Raw genomic sequence first — 24,828 nt, forward strand, 5'->3', positions numbered from 1 at the left:
ATTTAGCAGCCTAACAAGCGAGATATGACTACTCGTTGGATTTCAGAAGTACCTTCCCCAATCTCCATCAGCTTAATATCACGCAGATGTCTTTCAACATCATATTCTGCCATGTAACCATAACCACCGTGAATTTGGATGGCTTTGTTACACGTCCTAAAGCCCATCTCTGAAGCAAAGAGTTTTGCAAATGCCGCCTCTTTTTTAAATGGTTTACCATTATCTTTTAACCAAGCAGCTTTTAGAACCATGTTTCGTGCAAGTTCTATTTCCATTGCCATATCAGACAATTTGAAGCTAATGCCTTGGAATTTGGATATGGATTGACCGAATTGTGTACGTTCTTTAGAATAAGCTAGCGCTTTTTCAAATGCAGCCTGCGCAATGCCGACTGATAATGCGGCAATAGAAATGCGGCCGCCGTCTAATGTATTTAAAAATTGGCCAAATCCTTTTTTCTCATCGCCTAGAACGTTCTCTCTTGGTACACGCACATTTTCTAAAATAATTTCGCATGTATTAGATGCACGTACACCCATCTTTTGATAATTTGAACGAATCGTAACACCCGGTGTGTTTGTTGGCACAATAATAGCAGTAATAATATTTCTGCCTTTCTCATTTTGGCCTGTAACAGCTGTAACAACTACTTGTCGGGAATACTCCGCATTAGTAATCCAACATTTCTCACCGTTGATTACCCATTCATCCCCATCTATATAGGCACGTGTACGTGTTCCTCCAGCATCTGATCCAGCATTCGGCTCCGTTAATCCAAATGCACCCAGTGTTTTACCTTGTGCCATCGGAACTAAAAATTCTTGTTTTTGTTCTTCTGTTCCAAAATTATAAAAAGGCGTAGCGCCAAGGCTAACTGCAGCTGCATAGCTTAAACCAGTACCGCCGCAAGCACGTCCGATTTCTTCAACTGCTAATGCATATGAAACAATATCTCCGCCTGCCCCACCATATTCTTCTGGGAATGGGATACCGAGCAATCCTAATTCGCCCATTTTGTCGAAGCTCTCTTTTCTAAATGAATGGGTTTCATCTAGTTCACGAGCATATGGCTCAATTTCAGCTTTTGCAAAATCGCGTACCATATCACGGATCATACGTTGTTCTTTTGTTAATTCAAAGTTCATCTTTATTTCCCCCTTGTGTATAGACCGACTAGTCGGTTTGTAAAACAGAAAATGAAAATCCCCTTATTCAATAATCAAAAGTTGTTGTTTTAATGCTTCTTCGTAGCCTTCCTTTGTTACAATTCCCCGTAGTATTATATCGTTAAAATAAGACGTGATTTGCTGCATTGTCATTGGTCCGTTCTGCCTGTACCATTTATATGTCCAGTTGACAAGACCGATGATTGCCATTGTGGTCATACTTGTTGAAATTTCTTTTCGGAATGAACCAAATTCTACCCCATCACTAATGACTTGCTCAATTAGCTTCTGATATTCAGTTCGTTTTTCGTTTATAACCTCCTTGTATTCATCCGGCAAATACGTTCCTTCGTTATAGAAGACAGTAATATGCCGTTGATAGTAATCAAAAACATATGTAAACGCATACAACATTGCTACCACTTTTTCAATCGGCGTTTCATGCGTATCATAAGCTTCCTTTGTTTTTTTCAAGACAACGGAAATAAAAACATCGTGTATCTCGTAGAGAAGAGCGTCTTTCGATTTATAATTATGATAAAAGCCGCCTTTTGATGTCTGTGCTGCTTCGACTATTTTGTCAATTGTGACGCCGTGGTAACCTTTCTCATGAAACAAATCTAACGCTGTTTCAAGAATTCTTTCTTTCACCGATTGCTTTGTCATTTAACCTTCACCTACAACTAGCTAACTAAATTTAATTCAGAAAATTTACTATTTACTGTATTTTCAATATAACATAACAGATAATTCAAGTCTAGTAAACAGTTAGTAATTTCTACCTTATTCGTAAATTCTCTCGTTTAGTTGATAATCTTAAAGTAAAAGACTATTTATCGTATTTTACGTTGCCCCACTTCTATTTAAAAAGCACCCCCTAACGATTCTTGTGAAAATAGTTAGAGTGTGCACTTCTCTGTTCTTATATATTCTCTTTATTGATTTGATAATAAACGGTTTCTACAAATTCTTTATATGGTGAATCAGGCATTAGCTGCATATTTTGTTTCGCTATTTTTACCAGTTGCTTTGCTATTTTTTCGTTTCCAATTACCTGCTCACATAAGGCCCTATAGGCATCTTTAACATACAGTATTGAGAGATCAAACGGATGGTGAATGGAATGATGAATGCATACTCCTTTAAATACTTCAATTGCTTCTTCATAGCGCTGTAAACCATATAATACTTTTCCTTCTTCAATACGTAAAAAGTCTAACGATACTTCATCCATAACATGCTCAACTAGCGCATTGTTAATAAGTTCTAACGCTTTAGTATAATCCTTATCATTGTCTATTACATAATGAATCTGAATAAAACATAAAATCCACTTCGTAATGTTATCTTCCGCAAAATCGCTGTATTGCTGTAGCTTCTTTTCATAATAATAAAAAGCTTCTTGATCTTTATCATTCATTGCCTGATATGCAGCTAATCTGTATAAATGGTCAATTCGATAAAAAATACGCTCTTTTTTTGAATAATGAATTGCTTTATTCATGACACGAATAGCTTCTTTTGAATCCCCTACTGCAAATCGCATAATAGCTTCATAATAATCTAAATCCAGTTTTGTAAGTGCATCGATATAATCACCTTGCCGCTCTATCAGCATGCGCTCATTCAATAATTTTTGTAATGCTTCCTGATACTGATGTTGGGCAAATAATACATTCACACGAAACAACACCATGCCTGCTTGCCTAGCAGTAATATTTAGATCATCATAAATAGCTGATGCTCGATCTGCTGTATCCTGCCATCCCTCTAATTGCAGATAATGAAGAATTCGACTGTAAATCTCAAGCAGCCTTGCTGCCTCATACCCTTGTGTAAGCTTTGGTAAGAATGGCTTGATCTTCTCAATCCAAGCATTATAATCCGGTTTAACTTGTTCTTTTAAGAGTTGCTCTCCTTCGTGCAATAACTCCTGAAATTCCTGAATGCTTATTTCTCCCCATAATTCCGATATTTCAACTTCCAATCGTCGCGCTAGATATTGTAAGTTTTCGATAGATGGATTTGCCTTATTATTTTCGATTAAGCTAAGCATTCCCTTAGTCATTTGGTCTCCAGCACAGGCTTCTAATGTCATTCGATGTTTTTTACGAAGATTGCGGATACGTTCGCCAAGAGTATTCATGCGATTCAGCTCCTATTATATTCAACTAGTTTAATTATATTAAACTTTCACTTTAAATGAAAGGTCAATTGTGATATCCTTTGTTTAATTAAATTAAACTTTCAGAAAGGATTGAATAATTTGAACGATGGTTTGAAATTGAAAAAAGCTACCTACCATTTGTGGACATTTACTGCTAGCAAGATGATCAGCACTTTTGGAGCTCAAGTCTACGCATTTGCAATCAGTTTTTATATTTTGAAAATGACAGGCTCTGCTTCCAGTTTTGCAACTAATCTGATTTGTAATATCCTACCGCGAACATTAATCGGACCTTTTGCAGGTTATATTGCAGACACTTATTCTCGGAAAGTAATTGTTATAGCAGCCCAGCTTGTTTCCACTGTAGCTATTTTTGGATTGCTGCTCTATAGCCTTTTTTATACTTTATCTTTACCAGCAATTTATATTACGACTATTATTCTGTCCATTGCATCTACTTTTTCCAGCGTTGGTTTTACTTCATCAATTACTGGGTTAGTCGATGAAAAGCGAATTCAAAAGGCGATGTCTTTAAACCAAATGGCTTCTTCTATGGCAGCTGTTGCAAGCCCTGCGATTGGTGGAGTGTTATACGGAGCTGTATCTATACCTTTCTTTCTTGCAATCTATGGAGTTGCTTCATTACTTGGCGCGATCATTGAATCAACGATGAATTTTTCACTTTTCGCAAATCGAAATGTAGAAAAATCTACAGTTGCTAAAGAATCCATGTTTGCCAGCATTAAAGATGGAATTTCTTATATACGGCTTCAGCCCATTTTAATGGCCATCATATGGACTGCTCTTCTTATAAACTTTTTCATGGGAGCGCTTCAAGTAGGTTATTCATTCTTACTTATAGAGAAATTAAAAATCATTTCTTCTCACTTTGGTTTCATTGAAGGCGCTATGGCAGCCGGGATGCTTTTCATCTCTGGATATTTAGCTGCAAGGAAGGAATTTCAATCACCACTTATCATTTCAAAAAGGGGCATTGCTGGATTAGGCATTTTAATGTCATTGGTAACCCTACCATTGCTTGTTCCTCTCCCCTATGAAGGAATGTTTGCGTTTTATGCATCCCTATCTTTACTAAACGGTGCTTTATTACCATTAATAAATACGCCGCTGCAAGTTCTTATGATGAAGCTAATCGATGATGATTACAAAGGGCGTGTGTTTTCTATTTTAGAAACAATAGCTATGGCATTAATGCCAGCCGCCATGATTTTATTTGGATTTCTTTATGATGTTCTTCCTGCTCCTTGGATTTTATTTGGCTCAAGCTTTCTACTTATATTAACTGTTTCTATTCTTATGAGACCCTCTGTCATTCGGAATGCTACAACCTTGGATCAGAAGCCCGTGAACGAGCAAACAAATAGGGCAATAAGTTGAATAATTGTTCACTCTTTTTACAAAGCTAATATCTAAACCATCTTTAACAAAAAATATGGCACAATTCATATAATTGAATTGTGCCTCACATTATTTAATAACTTTTCTAAAACGATTTCATCTCTAATTGGTATATCATTGTATCCTGTAAAAGGAATCTGTGGTTTAATCTTTCTCGCAGTTTCGACAGCATTCTTTAATAATTCTGCTAGATAGTATCCTCTTTTTTGATAAAATTTCATGGCTAATAAATTATCATTTGTAGTTATAAGTTTTACGTGGGTACATTTATTTTCTAAAGCTTCTTCTTCCACTCTAGCCACCAATAAAGTGCCTATCCCCTTCTTTTCTTCTAAACTATCTAATGAAATTATTTCGCATTCTTTCTCAGTCATATAATAGGTAATCAAACCAGTGATTTGATCTTTATCATTTAAAACAGCAAAACCATCAAGCTTACTACAATCAAAAACGCCAGAAGATATAACCATTTCTGTGCTGCCCCACTGTTTCTTTAAAAAATCTTTAACTTTTTCTTCCGATATATCACATAATGCTAATAGCCTCATAAAAGTCTCCTGATAATTTTATTTATTCAGATATATTAGACCGTAACATTGTAAACATTTTTTTCATAATTTATGATTCACTAATGCCTATCGCAATTAAAAGGAAATATGACAAAACCAAAACAGCGCTATTTAATAACACTCCTGATACTATGAACCAAAGTTTTTTTGATGCTATAGCAAAAATTATCCCAAGCACTGATAGTACAGTAAACACGCAAACACCTAAAGTTAGATTTGCATTTGGACCTCTTATACTAAAGAAAAAAATAATATTTAATATAACCGTTAATATTGATAAAACTCCTAAAATAGCTTTCTTGTACAAGATAGCACTCCCCTTTTAAAAGTCTTTATTAAGTTCGGTGATTACTATATTAATTTCCTCTTTTACGCTTTTTTAATCTAAAATCATTATAGATGAGGTACTGTTACAGCACTTTTTATCATTTTGGACTACCTCTGCTGTAAGATATGCTGTTCTATTTCCTTTTCTTTCTACTTTAGCGACAACCTCAGCTATACCAGGAACTACTGGTCGGAAAAAAGTGGTATGTAAATCAATTGTAGTAAACGATTGGCCTGGCTTTAGTTCAGTTGCTATTGCATAAGCCATCATTGTATCTGTAGCTGCAGCAACAAATCCACCCATTGTGACACCAATACCATTGACGAATTTTTCATCTATTGTCCATATTGCTTTTGCCCATCCATCTTCCGACAGTACAGGCTCGATTTGAAGAGTTTGGTCACAGTTAGGTGAGGGAATCTTTTTCAAAACTACATCTTTAAAATTTTCTATACTATACTTTCCCCCTGTTGCGTTCCTACCTTTTACTTCCGCATTATCAATCAATTGATTGCTTGAATTGTTCATAGTTTTAACCCAACCCCTTTTACTTTTAGAACAGTCATCTAGCTGCCTGTTTTGGAACTACCTTACAATAAACCATTGAGTTTTAGCAAGCGATTTATTTCATTAAAGTAATAGTAACTTAGTGAATCTTCTTCGAAATACACTAATACATTATATTCTTCTTTTATAAGAGTAGTGAATTTAGAGTATCCATTTATTTATAAAAATCTGATAATCCAATTACTTTTCGCTCTCTATGATTCTATACAATCTGTGTAATACTTAATTAAATCAAACCCAACATAAATCTCTTTCGAATAGTCCCATCGGTAATAACAATTCCAGTAGCTTATGATTCTTTGTGTAATAAGATAATGAAATGATGGGTTTTCCAGAAAAAAATCCTTTATAAAAGCATCGTTTAAATGGTCTACCTGTTTTTGAATTCTGCTTAAAATCTCTATTACATGCTCTCCTGTTAATTTTATAATAAAAGGTGTCACCCAGTAGTCGTAATGCCCCCTCTCCAAAAGGTTAGTAAGATATTTTTCTCTTACAAATCCATCACAATGTCTAGTATATATGCAGTCAGCTATTGTTTTTTGGGTAATGCTTAAGCTTTCATATACATCTTTAGAGATCTCGTTAAAATAAATACGTTCCGGAATAAATAAATTTTCTTGATCTACAAATATCTGAAATGGATGTGAAAAATTTTGACTAAATAGCTTTAAAGGCAATTTTTTTTGTATGTATTTTACTTCTTGCTTTAAAGAAATTGGAAAAGCTTTGTTTAGAATGTTTCCCATTAATTATGACTCCTCCTTTATTCATTATTAGGATAAAAAAGCCCTTACCCTAAATTAAAGGTAAAGGCTTTATTTTTCTAGTAACTAATCTTGCTCACCACGTAATGCATCGATTTTTTCTGGCATAAACTGCCCTGTACGCAGCATTTCAATTTCGTATGCATATGGCGCTTTTTTGGTTTTAGCATCTTTCCCTACCCATGGTGTTTCTAGGATTTTAGGAATTTGCTCGAATGCTTCATGATGAACAATACGGCTTAACGCATCAAATCCAATATGACCAAAGCCTATATTTTCATGGCGGTCTTTTGCAGCACCACTAACATTTTTGCTATCATTCACATGCAACACTTTAATACGATCAAGACCTATAACCTTGTCAAAATTCGTTAATACACCATCAAAGTCATTAATAATATCATAACCCGCATCATGTGTATGGCATGTGTCATAACATATAGATAGTCGTTCATTATTTGTAACGCCATCAATAATTTTAGCTAGCTCTTCAAAAGTGCGACCACATTCAGATCCTTTGCCCGCCATAGTTTCTAATGCAATTTGTACCGGATAGTCTTGTGATAAGACTTCATTCAGGCCTTCAATAATCTTAGCAATTCCGACTTCTGCTCCTGCTCCAACATGGGCTCCAGGATGCAATACAATTTGATTTGCACCAATAGCTGCGGTCCGCTCGATTTCTTTTTGTAGAAAATCGACACCTAGCGCAAAAACTTCAGGCTTGGTCGTATTCGCTATATTAATTATATACGGTGCATGTACTACAATATTTGATAAACCATTTTCTTTCATATGCGCAAGGCCTGCTTCAATATTTAAATCTTCAATTGCCTTTCTGCGCGTATTTTGGGGGGCGCCTGTATAAATCATAAAAGTAGTAGCCCCGTATGAAGCCGCCTCTTCACTTGATCCCAGCAACATTTTTTTGCCGCTCATGGAGACGTGAGAACCAATTAACATAATGAAAAGTCCCCTTTCTAACGATTGCGGTTACGTTTACGTCGTTCTTTTTTCTTGATTTTATCCATTTCCCAACGCATATTACGTTTATATCCTGGTTTGACCTTTTTAGGCTTGCGGACACGAGATTTTGCAATTTGGTCGATCTCATCCACTTTCTTTTCACGATTTTGACGCGCATGACGCTCTTTCATTTCAATAATTTCGCCATTTTTAATATCTTTTGGCACAAAAGGAATCCCCATTTTTTCTACTCGTACAATAGCATCTTCATCTGAAGGCTCAAATAATGTAATGGCAAGCCCTTTGTTGCCTGCACGTGCAGTACGGCCAACACGGTGTATAAAGAATTCTAAATCCTGCGGTAATTCGTAGTTTATTACATGGCTAACACCTGGGATATCAATACCACGGGCAGCTAAGTCAGTAGCAACGATATATTGGAATTCTAAATCCCGAATTTGCTTCATCATTTTTTTACGATCGCGCGGCGTCAAATCACCGTGAATTCGTCCAACACGTTTCCCATTGCTCGAAAGGAAATTCGCTACTGCTTCAGCTTGTTTGCGAGTATTGGTAAAAATAATCGCTAAATACGGATTAATAGCATCCATAACCTCTAAGAGTTTTGTATTGCGTGATTTGCTTCTTGTTGGAATTAAGTAGAAATCAATATTTTCTGCTACTGGTTTTTTGTCGTTCATGTGAATATGAACAGGAGCCTCCATATATTTTCTTAAGAAAGGCTGTAAGCTCTCTGGCACTGTTGCGGAGAAAACATACATTTCAAGGTTTTCAGGCATTTGTGTCGCAAACTGGTCAATATCCTCAATAAAGCCCATATCAAATGCTAGGTCTGCTTCATCTACAACTAAAACAGATGCAGTATGCACAAGCAACGCTTGTTCTTTCACGAGGTCGCGTATACGCCCAGGTGTCCCTACCACAATTTGAGGCTGAGACTTTAATTTATCGATTGAACGCTGTTTATCCGTACCACCTATAAATAATTTAGCGTGGATATCAGTTTTTTCGATTATCTTCATTAACTCTGCATGTATTTGAGTAGCAAGCTCTCTAGTTGGTGCAGTAATAACTGCTTGTACCTTTTGCTCGTCTTGCTTAATACGCTCTACAATAGGAATTAAAAAACTATGCGTTTTGCCAGTTCCTGTGTGAGCTTGTCCGATTGCGCTTTTTCCTTTTAAAATCAGCGGAATCATTTCTTTTTGGATTGGCGTTGGCTCAGTAAAACCGAGTTCTTTGATTGCCTCTCGCAAAAATGGTTGAAAATTGTAATCACTATACTTGGACATTCATTTGTCCCTCCTAACTTCCTTCACTCATTGTAACATGATTCGTACATTAAAGTAGCCATTTGCATATGATATCTATTAATAGCACTTTCGTCAATTCTGTTGGCGATTTTTCCTATGGTTTTTTGTTTACCCCGCTTAAAGGAGGAGTAAATTTTCGATCGATTAAAGGTTTACTTTATTTAAGAATATGAAAGGAGTAATCATATGGTTCACCCATCCTTTTTTCCATACGGCAATCCAGCTCAACGTAATTATCCGATGTATACAACCAATCAGACGCTGAGGCCGCCTTCACCTTACCAACCGAATATGTATAGGCCATACCCGATTGCAAATACAGGATTTCCGCAAGCAACAGGACAAAAACCTAGAAAGAAAGGCGGGGGCCTTTTACAAAATTTAAAAAATACATTAACAGGAGGTAACAAACAAAATAATAATGAAACTTACTACCCTGCGCCAGGTATGCCACCTTATGGTATGCGTGGGCCTGGAATGATGGCTGGAGGTCCTTCTCGGATGGCTCCTGTACCCCGAGGCCCAAGAGGAGCTGCTGCATCACGGGGATCAGTGAACGTAGCAGAAGAATCAGTAGTTGCTGAAAACTTGGGTGGTGTAGAAGCTGGAGATGGTATAGGCGCTGGGCCTGAAGTAGCTGGTGTCGCAGCAACTGAGGCAGCAGCAGCAACAGGTGCAGCTGGATTGTTTGGCGGAGGTTTTGCGAAACTTGAACAATATATGAATACAGCCGATCAGCTTTATAATACCTATCAAAAATATTCACCAATGGTAAAACAAATCTCACCTATGTTCCAAAATATACCCGCTATGTATAAGCTTTATAAAGGATTCCAATCAATGCCTGACGCTAACCCTGGAGGTGGAGCAACAGCCAGGGCAGCAAGTGGAGGTACTTCAGGAGGCGCATCTAACTTGAATACAGGTAATACAGGTTCCTCCTCAACAGGTGGCCAGAATTTTATCCAAACGCCAAGAGCTTCAAGACCACGCATCTTTCAGCCTCCTTTCTAGTCGATAATTTTGTATTAGATTAAGGACTCCGTTATAATGGTAGTAGTGAGCATTGAAAGGGGTCCAATTATGCAAGTCATTAAAATTACACCTAGAGGCTATTGTTACGGTGTTGTAGATGCGATGGTTATCGCTCGCAATGCTGCAATGGATAAAACATTGCCAAGGCCTATATATATACTTGGAATGATCGTTCATAACAAGCATGTAACTGATGCATTTGAGAGTGACGGGATCATTACATTAGATGGAAAAGATCGTTTGGAAATTCTGGAAAAAGTCGATGGAGGCACAGTTATTTTTACTGCACACGGTGTATCGCCAGAAGTACGAAAATTAGCGTCCGAAAAAGGGCTAATTGCTATTGATGCAACTTGTCCCGACGTGACTGTAACGCACGATTTAATCAAAGAAAAGTCAGCAGAAGGCTATGATATAATCTATATTGGGAAGAAAGGCCATCCTGAGCCTGAAGGTGCAATTGGGGTAGCTCCTGATCATGTCCATCTTGTACAAAATATTGAGGATATCGAGGCGCTTCAACTAACGAACGATAAAATATTGGTTACAAACCAAACGACGATGAGTCAATGGGATGTATCACATTTAATGGAACGTTTAAAGGAAAAATATCCTAACATAGAAGTTCATAAGGAAATTTGCTTAGCGACACAAGTCCGCCAAGAAGCTGTGGCAACACAAGCTGGTGAAGCAGATTTGCTCATCGTAGTCGGAGACCCGAAAAGCAATAACTCTAACCGCCTGACACAGGTTTCTGAAGAAATAGCCCAAACGAAATCGTACCGTATCGCTGATCTTTCAGAATTAAAACTAGAATGGTTGGATGGAGTTGAAAAAGTCGGCGTGACAGCAGGCGCTTCTACGCCAACGCCAATAGTTAAAGAGGTTATTAAATTCTTAGACCAATACGATCCTGCGAATCCTGCTACACATGACTTAAGCCGTTCTGTCACACTAGACAAAATTCTACCGAAAATCAAACAACCTTCACCTGTGACAAAGATCTTACCAAAAGGATAATTACGGGCAATCTCAGATTTCATGAGTGATCCATAAATAAGCCTTCTGTTTTTCTAACAGAAGGCTTTTTTGGTTAGATACGTGAGGCACAGCTTATACAGCTAGCGAGGCAGGCTATCTTCCTAACTGTACACTAGAGGATTTTATTATCTCTTAAGAAGAGAATAAACATTAGTATCGTATGCTTTTCCTTGTTGGTATATATAGCCTCTTAAAATTCCCTCTTTTTGAAAACCGACTTTTTCCAATAATTTATTAGATGCTTCATTTTCTAGGAAAACAATTGCTCCTATACGTGTTAAGCCCATTGTATCAAAACCAAATGAAATTACTTTTGATATGGCCTCAGAAGTGTAACCTTTCCTCCAGTACTCCGGATGAATCTCATATCCAATTTCAGCTCTTTTATGTTTTTGAGACCAAGCATGGTATCCAATTGTACCAATTATACCTTTTGTTCCTTTTCGCTCAATCCCCCACCTTATGCCTCTTTCTTCATTATAATTTTTCTTAAAAAACTCTACTAATTCTTTTGCTTCTTTTGCGCTGTTTAATGGTTCTGACCCATAAAATCGTATGACTTCTTTATTGGAAAGGCAAGCGAAAATATCATATACATCTGTATCCGTTAATTCTCGCAGAGTTATTCTATCTGTCTCTAATATAGGAAACATTTAATCTCTCCTTTATTTTAGTTTTGAATTTGACTTAATTGGCATAACCATTGTAATAGTTCTATTTTTATATCCCATTTTTTCATACAGTTTAACAGCTTGATTTCCTGCATATACGCTTAAACGTGCTTCTAAATATCCGTCTCTTTCGAAATTTTCGGCCGCAGTTGTCATCAATTTTTTTGATATTCCTTTACCTCTAAATTCTTCTATTACAAACAATTCATAAATAAATCCATATGCTTTTTCAGTAAATTGATCTTTACTACTACCTATAAGGATCCAACCCATTAAGGTACCGTCTTCCGTTGCAATTAAATAGTAACTTCCCTTTTCCAATAAAGGCTCAACAAGTTGTTTGACTTTTACATCTGTCGGTATGATCCCACCCATAGTACCATCGTGTATAGCTTGTGGTGTTAATAATAAAATCTTTTGGTATTCCAAATCATTCGGTCTTCTGATTTCCATTAATTTAACATTCTCCTTCACGAACAAATCTCACACCATTTAGTTGAAAAACTCTTCCTCTGGATATGCGGCAGTCCAGTGATAGGGTTGCATTTCTGATAACGGTTTATAGACAATATCTTTCCCTGCCAAACTAACTGCAACCATAACAGACGGCCCCCAGTAGAATAGTCTTTCTTGGCACACTCCACAAGGTGATAAGACTTTGATGTCTGCAGCTGTATCATCTCGAACTAAACAGATGGAATGTGTTACCCTTTTGTTCAGCTTATGAGCTTCTAGTATTGCACCTGTTTCTATACAAAGTTCAGTAGATGCGTTAATCACTTCAGGCGCTATACTCGTCAAGATTGTACCATCGTCTAATGCCATCGCTGCGGCACCCCCCCAACCTGTTGGGTATCTATCCTTGATTAATTGCTCTGCATAAAGATATAATTTTTCTTTTAACTCCATCATTACCTCTCCTATTAACAATCTACGAATCTTCGATGACTAAGCATACACCCTATGATGTAGGTCCTTTAATTTCTCTGCCATCAATTCTCTTATGCGACAATCTCCATATTTAAATCCAATCCTAAAATAGAAGGTTTTAATGAAGTTTGCGACATTGAACTTGGTCTGGAAAAATTTATTTGAGAATCCTTCTTTCTCAAATATCAAATCTAAGCTATTAAATATTTGCAACACCCATTGTTCTAATTCCTTCTCGCTTTGTCCTTTTTCCAATAATGCTTCTATCACAAAGATTAACCGCTCATCTTCATCGTCAATATAGGTTGCATCTTTAAACAAACACTGTTGGACTGTTTGAAGAATTTTTGAGAATTGTAGTTCCTCTATTATCTTAGGATGACTTGCAAGAGATGCTAATAAGTCCGCTCCATGTGCAATACTGTGAGCCCACCCCTTTTTTCTACATATCCTCTTGTATCCATCTCGAATGGCTCTGTTCATTACACATTCTAAATTCTTCAGCGTTAAAAAGTTCAATTCACTATCTTTTGTTAATATCCCGGTAATGACTAAAGAAGAAAATGAGCGAGTGAAAACTGAATCTGTATTTAATTCGCCAATCTTATAGAACAGATGGTTCTCATCTAAACAGATTTCCAAAATAGAACAATATTGCTCAAAGGTTAATAAATTTTCATTAAATATTCTTATAAATGTTGGATATATTAGATTATCTCTTAGTTCCGGGTCAACTGATCCTATATTATCCAACATATTTTGAATTAAATATTTTAATTCAGCTTCAACAAAAGTTCCAATATTCCGACTCTTTAATTGATTAAGTTGTAATTTTAAATTCATGTTAGATACCTTTCGAGTCACCATTTTTTTAAAAGACTCCATTATATAACTCAAATAAACATGGCTTTTGTATTTCCATGTTCATTTGAGTCTTAACTGGTTTAAATAAATTGAAATGGCTCAGTAGAGAGTTTTGAAGGGATAAATGTGCAATCAATTTTTTGCTCTTTGCATAGTTCGTCCATCTTTTTTGAAACACCTATTTTCATGATCGATTCTACATGGTGCCCAGGGTCAACCACGTGGAGGCCTAAGTTTTCTGCATCTTGTGCAACATGGAAATACAAGTCACCTGTTACAAAGACATCTGCACCTGCTCGTTTCGCATCATAAATATATTTGTTGCCATCGCCACCGAGCACTGCTACTTTTGAAATATTTGAAGATAAATCACCAACTACACGAACAGCTTTTACCTTCAGTTTTGCTTTTACATGTTCTGCAAAGTCTTGCAAGGTCATTGGATGAATCGTACCAATCCGACCAAGCCCCATTTCTTTAGCAGGTGTCTCAAGAACAAACAAATCATACGCTGGCTCTTCATATGGATGAGCATTCAGCATCGCACGTAGGACTTTATTTTTCTTGCCTTCTGGGACCACGACTTCAATCTTCACTTCTTCCTCTATATGAAGCTTACCGAGTTTTCCTGCAAATGGATTAGCACCTTCTTGCGCTCTATATCTGCCTTCACCTTCAAGGGTATAACTACAGGAGTCATAGTCGCCAATTTGACCAGCCCCAGCTCCTGCTAGCGCTTGTCTTAATGCTTCAGCATAATCAGTTGGTATATAGACCGCTAGCTTATACAATCTTTCCGTATATGTTGGCACAAGGGTTTCACAGTTTTCTAATTGTAAGGCTTCTGCTAATAAATCGTTTACTCCGCCTTCTGCTACATCAAGATTCGTATGTGCTGCATAGACTGCAATATCATGCTTGATGCATTTTTCTATCAGTTGGCCCTGTGGCGAATCAGTGCGCATATTCGCTAATTTTCGGAAGATAGGCGGATGGTGTGCAATAATTAATTCACATTGATTTTCAATTGCCTCATCAACCACTTGTGTATTCACATCCAAAGTGACCAATACTTTTTTTATTGGCTTATTTAAGGTGCCAATAGCTAAGCCAATGGGATCACCTTCCATTGCAGCTAACTTTTTAGGAGACCATGTTTCAAAAATACTAATGATTTGTTGCCCATTCGCTACTTTCAATCTTTCAAAACCTCCTTGACCAGTTCTATTTTCTGTTGAAGTTCTCTTTCTTTCTCTGCAATAGCTGTAGTTGGTTCTGCTTGTTTTAATGCTTCTAGTACTTGTAGCCATTGATTTATTTCATGTTGCCACTTCTCTTTAAAGACAGCATTTTTCTCTTTATAGAGTACGGGGCCTAATAGTAATTGTACTGTGTTTAACGATTCTTCTCCTCGTTCTAGAACAAGCACTTCATAGATTTTTTCGTCTTCCTTCAGTATTTCCTCATTTATAATCTTCCAGCCATTTGCCATTGCCCATTCACGAATAGCTATCGCATGAATATTCGGCTGGAGGATCAGGCGCTCTACTCCCTGCAAACGTTCAGCATCTTTTTCTAATATGGAAGCAATTAGCGGACCTCCCATACCTGCAATTGTAATAGCTGTGACGCCATCCTCTTTTTCTATAGCTTGTAGGCCATCAGCAAATCGAACAGCAATACTTTCTTGCAATTGTTCTTTTCTTACTTCGTTGCATGCGGATTCATAAGGGCCTTTCACCACTTCACCAGCAATGGCTCTATGTATAACCCCCTGCAACACTAAGTAACACGGCAAATAAGCATGGTCACTCCCTATATCAGCCACAATGGCTTTCTCTGGTACAAAAGAGGCTACTGTTTGAAGCCGTTTGGATAATTTTTGAGCATTCATATAAAGTCCCGTCCTTTCATCTTATATTGTAACTGATAATAGATAGTATTTGTATGCAAAAAAACCCTTATCCACGTTGGATAAGGGTTTGCAAAATAGTCGAGAATTAATTATTTTAATCCAGAGATATATTTTGCCATTGCATCAAGTTCAGCGCCTTGAACTAAACCAGCTGGCATGCCGCCGCCTTTACCTTTAGTTAAGATGTCTTTAACTTCTGCTTCAGATAAACCTGTGCCATGTAAGTTAGGACCTACATTACCTTTAAGGTTGTCTCCGTGGCAAGAGATACATTTTTGTTGAGCAATTGCTTCAGGATCTGCTTCGCCTGAAGCTGATTTGCCTTCTGTTTGTTCAGTTTTTTCTTTGTCTCCGCCTTTAGCGATTTCAGCTTTTTTATCTGCTCCGTCAATAGACATGAAGAAGATTAAACCTAAGCCAAAAGCCATGATTAAGATATACGGAATAATAGGATTTTTCATCAATTTACCCTCCCTCATAAGTTCAATCTATTTCTATAAATAGAATCAGTCAACACTTAATATTGTACTTCATTCCGCAAGAAACGGAAAGACCTTCTGAAGAAGTTTTCAATCGTTTGTGACAAAATTGCCATATTTGACACAAAAAAAATAAATTTTTCTTGCATTTTCTCTTATTAGTATCACCTTCGTCCATTTCTCTGTCCTATTTTGTAGGAAAGCCATTTCAATGGTCATACTCCTACATCCTTATTTTCTACACTTTATTCATCGTTATGCTTCCTAATCCAATTTTAAAGTCACACAGATTTTCTAGTTTCTATTACTATATGAAATAATAAATAATTAAAACTAAAAGGCCTAACCCACCTGAAATAAGGAAATAAACTAAGCGTAACCATATACCAGAGATAATCCATAGAACACAATTCCCTATCAAAACACCATATAACACCATTGATTGGCCTTCAAAGAAAATATTTGCTCCTTTTATCGATATCCCAAAGAGCAGAAGAGCGATTGTTGCGTATGCAAATGTTGTACTAATGGCTCTATTAGGAGACAACCGAAAAATCAATATAATGATCCCAATGATAGCTGCAATACTAATGGCAAGCGGAATAAAAACGAGAGGCGCTTGTAAATAAAAAAGTGCAATCAATAATAAAAGGGTACCCGCTATTGTTAGGCTTTTTTTCCAAATCGTTTTTCCTGAGCCTTTGGCTAATATGGAAGTGGATGCGCTTACTTCATCCATAGAGGTATCCTTGCTATCTTCTCCAGCTGTGTAGAGAGTTGTGAGAAAATCACAGTATTGCTCTGGCAACAGCTTATTTTCTTTCCAAAACGCAATCTCGCTTAATATGACTTCTTTTTTTTGACTATTCATCCATTCACCTCGAACTTGTTAAGCTCTTTGATTTTCACCTTTAAAAAAGGCACCTAATTAAATAGGTGCCTTTTAATTATTGCACTCACGGACAACTTCTCTATGTGCTCTCCCTTGAAGAAATAGTTGAGCCAAGCTGCCTGTATAGCTTTGATAATCAGGGTCTGATTTTATACTATGATTTAAATCTTACTGTATAAGAAAGATGATTTAGAGAATTTCTCCTGTAAACGTCTGATTGATTAACAATCAGGTGCCCACTGTTATTCTAAGAAATCTTTTAATCGCTTACTGCGTGAAGGATGGCGCAATTTTCTTAGCGCTTTCGCTTCAATTTGTCTGATACGTTCTCTTGTTACACCGAAGACTTTACCTACTTCTTCTAGTGTACGAGTACGGCCGTCATCTAAACCGAAACGAAGGCGAAGGACATTCTCTTCTCGGTCTGTCAATGTATCTAATACATCTTCTAACTGCTCTTTTAAAAGCTCATATGCCGCATGATCAGATGGCGATTGCGCTTCTGAATCTTCGATGAAATCGCCTAAATGAGAATCATCTTCTTCGCCGATTGGTGTTTCAAGTGAAACAGGCTCTTGGGCGATTTTCAAGATTTCACGCACTTTTTCTGGTGTTAAATCCATCTCTTCACCAATTTCTTCAGGTGTTGGTTCGCGCCCTAAATCTTGAAGTAGCTGGCGTTGCACACGAATCAATTTGTTGATAGTCTCTACCATGTGCACTGGAATACGAATAGTACGAGCTTGGTCGGCTATTGCACGTGTAATCGCTTGGCGAATCCACCATGTAGCGTACGTAGAGAATTTGAATCCTTTACGGTAGTCGAATTTTTCTACTGCTTTGATTAAGCCCATATTTCCTTCTTGTATAAGATCTAAGAAAAGCATTCCGCGACCAACATATCTTTTGGCAATACTTACTACTAACCTTAAGTTAGCTTCTGCCAACCGTTTGCGCGCTTCATCATCGCCTTGTTCAATACGTTCAGCTAAAGCAATTTCCTCTTTCGCGCTTAATAAGTCAACTCGTCCAATTTCTTTTAAATACATTCGAACAGGGTCATTTATTTTTACGCCTGGAGGAACACTTAAATCATTCAAGTCAAACGTTTCTTCTTCGGCATTTCCTTTTAGCAAGCGATCAAGATTCTCTTCGTCTCCGTCTTTTCCGCCTAGTTCGATACCATTCGATTCGAGCTTGTCGATGAATTCTTCTACCTGATCTGCTTCCATTTCATATGTTTGCAGCTTATCAGCAATTTCTGCATAAGTTAATTCACCATTTTTTTTACCTGTTTCAAGCAAGATTTTTTTGGTTTCTTCTAATGTATGTTCTAAATCCAATTCTTTTACTTCTTTTTCGTCATTTGAACGTTTAGACTTGTCCGCCATAGGTGTTTCCTCCTTCTGCCAATCACAATCAACTTACATACGAGAAAGTGATTTCATTAAATCAAAAACTTCTTTTGAAAGCTCCATAGCACCTTTGATATCGTGCATTTTTTCAGCTTCTTTAATTGCCGAAGTTTTATCATGAATTTGTTGTTTAATTCTAAATTTCTTTAAATGCGCCCGGCAATCTGCAATTTCTTCATCCGCATGATTCGGATCACGCTCGACAAGAGCCGCTTCCATTATAATCTTTCTAAGCTCTCTGTCATTGATAACTTCAGCGAAACGCTTATAATCCGCTTGTTCATATTCTTCATAAAACCCTATTAAGTGTATATATATCGCCATATAATCTTCCCGTACAAAAGGATTCTCATCCTCTTCTTGGCGAATTCGATCCACTATATCAATGTTATGGAGCATATGCGAAAGCAATAAACGCTCTGCTCTATCTGTTGCTGTAATGGGTTTTTGAAGAGTTGGCTGCATTAAAGGCTGTATTTGTTGCTTTTGATGCTGTGAACTTTTAACTACCTGAGCTTCTTTTTGCCGCAATTGCATTTCTAAAGTCTCAGAGGATATATTCGTATCCATCGAAATCTGTTTAATATATAATTCTTTTTCAATGGGCGATATTCCTTCTATTAAAAAGTTCAGTGCCTCATCGACATATTGCAATATGTCGTTTTGGTATTGAAAATTCTTATTGCGCCTTGCATGCATTAACATGAAGGCAACATAGCTTTGCGGCTCGCTTATTACTTTTTCCTTAAAAGCATCTGGACCAAATTGCTGTATATATTCATCCGGATCTAAACCTGTAGGCAAAAGGGCGACTTCAACATTGAGTTTTTCAGCATGGAGCATTTCCGCTGCTTTCTTCGCCGCTTCCCAGCCGGCTTTATCACCGTCATAGCAAACAATTATGTGATCAGTTAGACGTTTAATCTTTGCCAAATGTTGCGTTGTTAGAGCTGTACCCATAGAGGCCACTCCATTAAAGACTTCCGCTCTTTTGGCTGATAGCACGTCCATAAAACCTTCAAACAGGACAACTTTGCGTTCTTTCCTTATAATAGGTCTAGCCTGATCTAAGTTATAGAGCACTTGTCCTTTATGAAAAATAGGCGATTCAGGGCTATTTAAGTACTTTGCATCCTCACCACCGCTATCTAAAATTCGGCCAGAGAATGCGATAATTTTTCCTTGCTCATCACGAATAGGGAACATCACACGGCCTCTGAAACGGTCAAAGTAACCTGATCCGTCCTCACGTTTGATAATTAATCCGCTTTGTTCCATTTCGTCTAAGCTAAAGCCTTTTCTCGCTAAAAGTTGAGTTAATGAATCCCAATGTGGCAAAGAGAAACCAATGCCATTAGATTCTATCTCCTCTTTTGAAAATCCTCGTTGTTGTAAATAGGAAAGCCCTTCTTCACCTTCTTCTGTATGAATAAGCAAATGTTGATAATATTCTGCTGCAAAGGCATGAGCCTCTTTCATTCTTTCCTCTTCCGGCGTTGCAGAAGATACATGATGATCATGTGAAGAAGATACATCAACATGGATACCTACTTGCTCACCAAGCTTAGCTGTAGCTTCTTGAAAGGTAAGATTTTCAATATCCATTAAAAATGTTATGGCACTGCCGCCAGCTCCACAGCCGAAGCAATGGAATATTTGCTTATCTGTTGATACGGAAAAAGAAGGTGTCTGTTCTCCATGGAACGGACATAAACCAAAATAGTTTCGTCCCCGTTTGGTCAACTGGACATAGTCTGATACAACATCGACAATATCTACCTTTGTACGGATCTCTTCAATAATCTCTTCTGGTATTTTTTGTGCCATTCCATCACCATCTTTTTTTGTTCAAATAACCAATTCGAGATTATCATTATAAATTCCTTCATTTTTCGACAAAAAAATAAAATTTTTAACCTTTATTCAAAGGCAATAGTCTTTAAAAGGAAAAGATTAGGAATTTAGGTGTGGAATAAGTGCTCGCAAAAGTTAAATTGTTCATTCAACAAGTAGAAGATAATTTCTACCCAATAAATGAGGCATTATTTTATTTACTTTAGTATTGACAAAATCTCATTAATTATTTTTACCACAATTTTTTATTATAAAACATTTGTTTCGGAAATTCTACCACAATTTTGATATTTTTATTAAGCAAACAAAAAAACCTTCTGGAATATGAAGGCTTTACACCTCAAATATGGAGGTTGAGTATATTTGTGGATTCTAAAGCAAGTCAACTTTCTTTTCAATTACCTTTTGAATAGAAAGAAGAATCTCCAACCATTATTGATTAGAGATTTGGATACGGTGCAATATATCATTTGCTGTTTCTTCGACCGCTTTATTGGTGACATCAATTACCTGGCAACCAATTCTGCCCACTACTTTTTTGAAATGGACGATTTCTTCATTAATACGTTCGAGACGAGCATAATTGGCATCATCATTTAGCCCTAAAGCAATTAAACGTTCTTTTCGAATATTATTTAACTTATCCGGAGAGATAACGAGTCCAAAACATTTTTTTGGATCGACCGAAAAGAGTTCTTCTGGTGGTTCTACTTCCGGAACAAGCGGGACATTTGCCACTTTAAAACGCTTATGTGCCAAAAATTGCGAAAGTGGTGTCTTAGACGTGCGCGAGACGCCGACTAAAACGATATCAGCCTTTAGTAAACCTCTAGGATCTCGACCATCATCATACTTAACAGCAAATTCAATCGCTTCAATTTTTTTAAAGTAATCGTCATCCAGTTTTCGAACTAAACCCGGTTCTTCAATTGGTTCAATTTGCAACGTATTTTGTAGCATTTCCATCATGGGACCCATTAAGTCTACCGCAGGAATCCCATTTGCACTGCAGCTCTTATGCAAATAATCGCGCATTACTTCTTTCACCAATGTATAAACTATCATAGCTCCCTGTTGATCTGCCAGAAGCACAATTTCCTTTAACTGTTCAATACTCTCTACGTGTGGAAAGCGTTGGATTTTAGTATCTTGCATGCCTGGTCTAAATTGGCTGATAGCCGCTTTCGTAACTAAATCTCCCGTCTCTCCTATAGAATCCGATATAATAAAAACAGATATATTATTCATGGTTTATCACCTCACAAATCATGATTTTCTGCGAGCGATAAAAATGCACGCGTTATATTTGTTTTTGTTAAACGACCAACAACTTCCAGGCCATCTGGGTGTTGCACCACAACGGGTAATGCGTCTATTTGTCTTTCAATTAGCTTGTGGGCCGCCTGTATTAAACCATCTGATTTAAAACAATAGGCTATATTCGGCATCCTTGTCATAATAATATGTACTGGAATATGGTTTAAATCTTGGCTGCCTATACTTGTGCGAAGCAAATCTTTTCTAGAAAGTACACCTGTCAAATAAGAATTTGGATCCACGACAAATAACGTGCCCACATCTTCTAAAAACATCTGACAAATAGCATCATAAACAGAAACATTTTCTGAAATCACTACCGGTATAGACTGGAAATCTTTCACCTTCATATTAGTCATACTGTCAACTACAGCTTGATTGGATTTTTTGCCAGAATAAAAATACCCTACTCGGGGTCTTGCATCTAAGAAACCAGCCATTGTCAAAATCGCTAAATCAGGCCTTAAGGTAGCGCGTGTCAATGATAGACGCTCAGCGATATGCTCTCCTGTAATCGGGCCATTTTCTTTGACAATTTCTAAGATTTCTTCCTGACGTTTGTTGAGCTCTATTGGACTCACCGCCTCAAAAAGTGTTATACTCAATACCTAATAATTATATACTACTTTCATTCTTATTGCTAAGAAAAGAATCACGTGGTACAATTGTCTTCATAATAAAGCGATGAACGGTCAATAAGTATGATTTCATCTTGACAAGCGAGTAGAGATGGTGAAAGTCTACACGAAATCAGAAAAAGGCAGCCGGGAGCTAACTTTTTAAAGTGGATTACTCAGGTAATCAATCGGGGTGGAACCGCGGGTATAGCACTCGTCCCCGGGTACAAATATGTGCCCGGAGACGGGTGCTTTTTATTATTTTATTGGAGGGTTTAGAATGGCAAAAACAATGGAAAGTATCGTATCTTTAGCGAAACATCGCGGCTTTGTCTTCCCAGGATCAGAAATTTACGGTGGTTTAGCGAACACATGGGATTACGGTCCACTAGGCGTTGAGCTAAAAAACAACGTAAAAAAAGCTTGGTGGCTAAAATTTGTACAAGAATCTGAGTATAACGTAGGATTAGACGCAGCAATCTTAATGAATCCTAAAACTTGGGTTGCTTCTGGCCATGTTGGTAACTTTAACGATCCAATGGTCGATTGCAAAAAGTGTAAGTCTCGCCATCGAGCAGATAAATTGATTGAAGATGCTGCATTAGCACAAGGTGAAGAAATTGTTGTAGATGGTATGCCGTTCGACAAAATGGCGGAAGTCATGAAAAAATATGATGTACATTGCCCAGATTGCGGCGCACAAGATTTTACTGAGATTCGCCAATTTAACCTTATGTTTAAAACATTCCAAGGTGTAACTGAGGACTCTACTAATGAAATCTTCCTTCGTCCAGAAACTGCCCAAGGTATTTTCGTTAACTTTAAAAACGTTCAACGTTCTATGAGAAAACGTGTACCATTCGGTATTGCGCAAGTCGGTAAATCATTCCGTAATGAAATTACACCAGGTAACTTTACATTCAGAACACGTGAGTTTGAACAAATGGAACTTGAGTTTTTCTGCAAGCCTGGCACAGAGTTAGAGTGGCATGCTTATTGGAAAGAGTTCTGCAAAAACTTCCTATTAAATTTGGCTATGCATGAAGAATCTATGCGTCTTCGTGACCACGATGAAGAAGAACTTTCACACTACTCTAATGCAACAACTGATATTGAGTTTAAATTCCCATTTGGCTGGGGCGAACTATGGGGTGTAGCATCTCGTACTGACTTCGACTTAAAACGCCATGCAGAACATTCAAGTGAAGATTTCACTTATATAGATCCTGCTACAAATGAACGCTTTGTACCTTATTGCATCGAGCCATCACTAGGTGCTGACCGTGTGACACTTGCATTTTTATGTGACGCTTACGAGGAGGAAGAGTTAGAAGGTGGCGATTCACGTACTGTTCTTCGCTTCCACCCTGCTCTAGCACCTTTTAAAGCAGCCGTATTGCCGCTTTCTAAAAAATTGGGTGACAAAGCTTCAGATGTATGGGCAGAATTACGCAAGGCATTCCCTGTTGATTATGATGAATCTCAATCAATTGGTAAACGATACCGTCGTCAAGATGAAATCGGTACTCCATTCTGTATCACGTATGACTTTGATTCAGTGGAAGATGGTCAAGTTACAGTCCGCCATCGTGATTCAATGGAACAAGTTCGTATGCCAATCGCCGATGTTCAAGCTTATATCGAAAAACACCTTGTATTCTAATAAAAAGGAGATGTGCTTATTGCACATCTCTTTTTTTATTTATTAAATTGCGGATTTCTTTTTTCCGCAACTGCCCTTACACCTTCTTTAAAATCTGGAAGTTCAGTTACAATACCCATTTGCGATGATATATAGTCTAGTGAAGAGCGCAAACTCATTGTTTGACTTTGATAGACAGCTCTTTTGATCATTTGAACGACTACCTTAGATTTACCTGCCAATTTCATTGCATAGTCGTTCGTAAATTCTTCTAAGTCAGTATCTTTTACAACATATGTGACAAGCCCTTTTTCCTTTGCATCCTGTGCTGAAAGTATGCGACCCGTCCATAATAAATCCAGCGCTTGATCAACCCCAACGATTCTAGGTAAATAGTAAGCTCCTCCATCTCCTGGTACTATACCAACGTTGATATAGCTTTCTGAAAGCTTTGTTGATTCTGCTACAATACGAATATCACACATTAATGCCATATCAAGCCCTGCGCCCATTGCAAAGCCATGTATTTGCGCTATCACTGGTTTATCAATCTCTTCCAACATAAGAGGTATGCGTTGGATTTTTTTCCAAAGTGAATTTTTCCGTGCTAGTGCCGTAGAGGTAATATCCTCCTTGCTCGCAAAGAAGCCCTCTCCCGCCTTCATCGCTTGAATATCACCCCCTGCACAAAAACACCGCCCATTGCCTTTAACTATTAGCACATGAATATCCTCAGAATCTCTCACTAATTCTAGAGCTTCAATCCATTTCAGAATCATTTCTTCACTAAATGCATTCATACTTTCAGGTCTATTTAAGGTAATTGTTGCAATGTTGCCGTTTTGTTCAAACAATAAATCTGCCATCCCACAC

The 24,828-nt window shown here is 37.4% G+C and carries 26 protein-coding genes; 4 read left to right on the forward strand and 22 right to left on the reverse strand.

Going from position 1 to position 24,828, the window contains the following annotated elements; all coding sequences use genetic code 11:
- Positions 1–2: 2 nt before the first annotated feature.
- The 3 genes from RST01_RS02115 to RST01_RS02125 form a co-directional block, all read right to left on the reverse strand.
- Positions 3–1,145 (reverse strand): acyl-CoA dehydrogenase family protein, encoded by a 1,143-nt coding sequence (locus tag RST01_RS02115; protein ID WP_147193710.1) that lies wholly within the window; start codon positions 1,143–1,145, stop codon positions 3–5.
- Positions 1,146–1,208: 63 nt separating this feature from the next.
- Positions 1,209–1,832 carry a TetR/AcrR family transcriptional regulator gene (locus RST01_RS02120; RefSeq protein ID WP_147193712.1) on the reverse strand — a complete coding sequence of 208 codons (624 nt, stop codon included), beginning with the start codon at positions 1,830–1,832 and terminating at the stop codon, positions 1,209–1,211.
- A 256-nt stretch (positions 1,833–2,088) separates the two neighbouring features.
- Entirely contained in the window at positions 2,089–3,312 is a 1,224-nt protein-coding gene (locus RST01_RS02125) for a helix-turn-helix domain-containing protein (RefSeq protein WP_147193714.1), read from the reverse strand.
- A 120-nt stretch (positions 3,313–3,432) separates the two neighbouring features.
- Here RST01_RS02125 and RST01_RS02130 point away from each other — a divergent pair, with 120 nt between their 5' ends.
- Entirely contained in the window at positions 3,433–4,731 is a 1,299-nt protein-coding gene (locus RST01_RS02130; protein WP_147193716.1) for an MFS transporter, read from the forward strand.
- 65 nt (positions 4,732–4,796) lie between these two features.
- On the opposite strand, the gene RST01_RS02135 is transcribed toward RST01_RS02130, so the two are convergent.
- The 6 genes from RST01_RS02135 to RST01_RS02160 form a co-directional block, all read right to left on the reverse strand.
- The gene (locus tag RST01_RS02135; RefSeq protein ID WP_147193718.1) at positions 4,797–5,300 is read right to left on the reverse strand and encodes a GNAT family N-acetyltransferase; all 504 of its coding nucleotides are present in this window, start codon (positions 5,298–5,300) and stop codon (positions 4,797–4,799) included.
- Between the two features lie 70 nt (positions 5,301–5,370).
- Positions 5,371–5,628 (reverse strand): hypothetical protein, encoded by a 258-nt coding sequence (locus RST01_RS02140; protein WP_147193720.1) that lies wholly within the window; start codon positions 5,626–5,628, stop codon positions 5,371–5,373.
- A gap of 72 nt (positions 5,629–5,700) precedes the next feature.
- Positions 5,701–6,177: a PaaI family thioesterase gene (locus RST01_RS02145; protein WP_147193722.1), complete on the reverse strand. Its 477-nt coding sequence runs from the start codon at positions 6,175–6,177 to the stop codon at positions 5,701–5,703.
- 233 nt (positions 6,178–6,410) lie between these two features.
- The gene (locus RST01_RS02150) at positions 6,411–6,965 is read right to left on the reverse strand and encodes a hypothetical protein (protein ID WP_147193724.1); all 555 of its coding nucleotides are present in this window, start codon (positions 6,963–6,965) and stop codon (positions 6,411–6,413) included.
- 84 nt (positions 6,966–7,049) lie between these two features.
- A complete protein-coding gene (locus RST01_RS02155; protein ID WP_147193726.1) occupies positions 7,050–7,946 on the reverse strand; it encodes a deoxyribonuclease IV in 897 nt (298 codons plus the stop codon).
- A 17-nt stretch (positions 7,947–7,963) separates the two neighbouring features.
- A complete protein-coding gene (locus RST01_RS02160) occupies positions 7,964–9,262 on the reverse strand; it encodes a DEAD/DEAH box helicase (RefSeq protein WP_147193728.1) in 1,299 nt (432 codons plus the stop codon).
- A 207-nt stretch (positions 9,263–9,469) separates the two neighbouring features.
- Here RST01_RS02160 and vrrA point away from each other — a divergent pair, with 207 nt between their 5' ends.
- Complete coding sequence (gene vrrA, locus RST01_RS02165; RefSeq protein WP_147193730.1) at positions 9,470–10,297, forward strand: VrrA/YqfQ family protein; 828 nt, start codon at positions 9,470–9,472, stop codon at positions 10,295–10,297.
- 69 nt (positions 10,298–10,366) lie between these two features.
- A complete protein-coding gene (locus RST01_RS02170) occupies positions 10,367–11,338 on the forward strand; it encodes a 4-hydroxy-3-methylbut-2-enyl diphosphate reductase (RefSeq protein WP_147193732.1) in 972 nt (323 codons plus the stop codon).
- Between the two features lie 146 nt (positions 11,339–11,484).
- On the opposite strand, the gene RST01_RS02175 is transcribed toward RST01_RS02170, so the two are convergent.
- The 12 genes from RST01_RS02175 to ccpN form a co-directional block, all read right to left on the reverse strand.
- Positions 11,485–12,012 carry a GNAT family N-acetyltransferase gene (locus tag RST01_RS02175; protein ID WP_147193734.1) on the reverse strand — a complete coding sequence of 176 codons (528 nt, stop codon included), beginning with the start codon at positions 12,010–12,012 and terminating at the stop codon, positions 11,485–11,487.
- 12 nt (positions 12,013–12,024) lie between these two features.
- Positions 12,025–12,483, reverse strand: coding sequence for a GNAT family N-acetyltransferase (locus RST01_RS02180; RefSeq protein WP_147193736.1), 459 nt, complete (start codon positions 12,481–12,483; stop codon positions 12,025–12,027).
- A gap of 39 nt (positions 12,484–12,522) precedes the next feature.
- Positions 12,523–12,939 (reverse strand): cytidine deaminase, encoded by a 417-nt coding sequence (locus RST01_RS02185; RefSeq protein WP_147193738.1) that lies wholly within the window; start codon positions 12,937–12,939, stop codon positions 12,523–12,525.
- A 39-nt stretch (positions 12,940–12,978) separates the two neighbouring features.
- Positions 12,979–13,803, reverse strand: coding sequence for a DUF2785 domain-containing protein (locus RST01_RS02190; RefSeq protein WP_184117501.1), 825 nt, complete (start codon positions 13,801–13,803; stop codon positions 12,979–12,981).
- 101 nt (positions 13,804–13,904) lie between these two features.
- Positions 13,905–15,023, reverse strand: a complete 1,119-nt coding sequence (locus RST01_RS02195) for a Nif3-like dinuclear metal center hexameric protein (protein ID WP_147193742.1) — start codon at positions 15,021–15,023, stop codon at positions 13,905–13,907.
- Positions 15,020–15,718 carry a tRNA (adenine(22)-N(1))-methyltransferase gene (locus RST01_RS02200; protein WP_147193744.1) on the reverse strand — a complete coding sequence of 233 codons (699 nt, stop codon included), beginning with the start codon at positions 15,716–15,718 and terminating at the stop codon, positions 15,020–15,022. The genes RST01_RS02195 and RST01_RS02200 overlap by 4 nt, the downstream gene beginning before the upstream one ends.
- A 110-nt stretch (positions 15,719–15,828) precedes the next feature.
- On the reverse strand, positions 15,829–16,203 hold the full coding sequence (gene cccA, locus RST01_RS02205; protein WP_066786436.1) for a cytochrome c550: 375 nt from the start codon (positions 16,201–16,203) through the stop codon (positions 15,829–15,831).
- 322 nt (positions 16,204–16,525) lie between these two features.
- Entirely contained in the window at positions 16,526–17,089 is a 564-nt protein-coding gene (locus tag RST01_RS02210) for a hypothetical protein (RefSeq protein ID WP_147193746.1), read from the reverse strand.
- A gap of 263 nt (positions 17,090–17,352) precedes the next feature.
- Positions 17,353–18,501, reverse strand: coding sequence for an RNA polymerase sigma factor RpoD (gene rpoD, locus RST01_RS02215; protein ID WP_066786431.1), 1,149 nt, complete (start codon positions 18,499–18,501; stop codon positions 17,353–17,355).
- Between the two features lie 33 nt (positions 18,502–18,534).
- Positions 18,535–20,352 (reverse strand): DNA primase, encoded by a 1,818-nt coding sequence (dnaG, locus tag RST01_RS02220; RefSeq protein WP_147193749.1) that lies wholly within the window; start codon positions 20,350–20,352, stop codon positions 18,535–18,537.
- Positions 20,353–20,811: 459 nt separating this feature from the next.
- Complete coding sequence (locus RST01_RS02225; RefSeq protein WP_066786425.1) at positions 20,812–21,627, reverse strand: pyruvate, water dikinase regulatory protein; 816 nt, start codon at positions 21,625–21,627, stop codon at positions 20,812–20,814.
- An 11-nt stretch (positions 21,628–21,638) separates the two neighbouring features.
- Positions 21,639–22,277, reverse strand: a complete 639-nt coding sequence (gene ccpN, locus RST01_RS02230; protein ID WP_066786422.1) for a transcriptional regulator CcpN — start codon at positions 22,275–22,277, stop codon at positions 21,639–21,641.
- Positions 22,278–22,593: 316 nt separating this feature from the next.
- Between ccpN and RST01_RS02235 the strand changes: the two genes are divergently transcribed.
- Positions 22,594–23,976, forward strand: a complete 1,383-nt coding sequence (locus tag RST01_RS02235; protein WP_147193751.1) for a glycine--tRNA ligase — start codon at positions 22,594–22,596, stop codon at positions 23,974–23,976.
- Between the two features lie 35 nt (positions 23,977–24,011).
- Here RST01_RS02235 and RST01_RS02240 read toward each other — a convergent pair whose 3' ends face one another.
- Positions 24,012–24,821, reverse strand: a complete 810-nt coding sequence (locus RST01_RS02240) for an enoyl-CoA hydratase/isomerase family protein (protein WP_147193753.1) — start codon at positions 24,819–24,821, stop codon at positions 24,012–24,014.
- Positions 24,822–24,828: the final 7 nt, after the last annotated feature.

The sequence above is a fragment of the Rummeliibacillus stabekisii genome (assembly GCF_007988965.1).
Classification (GTDB): domain Bacteria; phylum Bacillota; class Bacilli; order Bacillales_A; family Planococcaceae; genus Rummeliibacillus; species Rummeliibacillus stabekisii.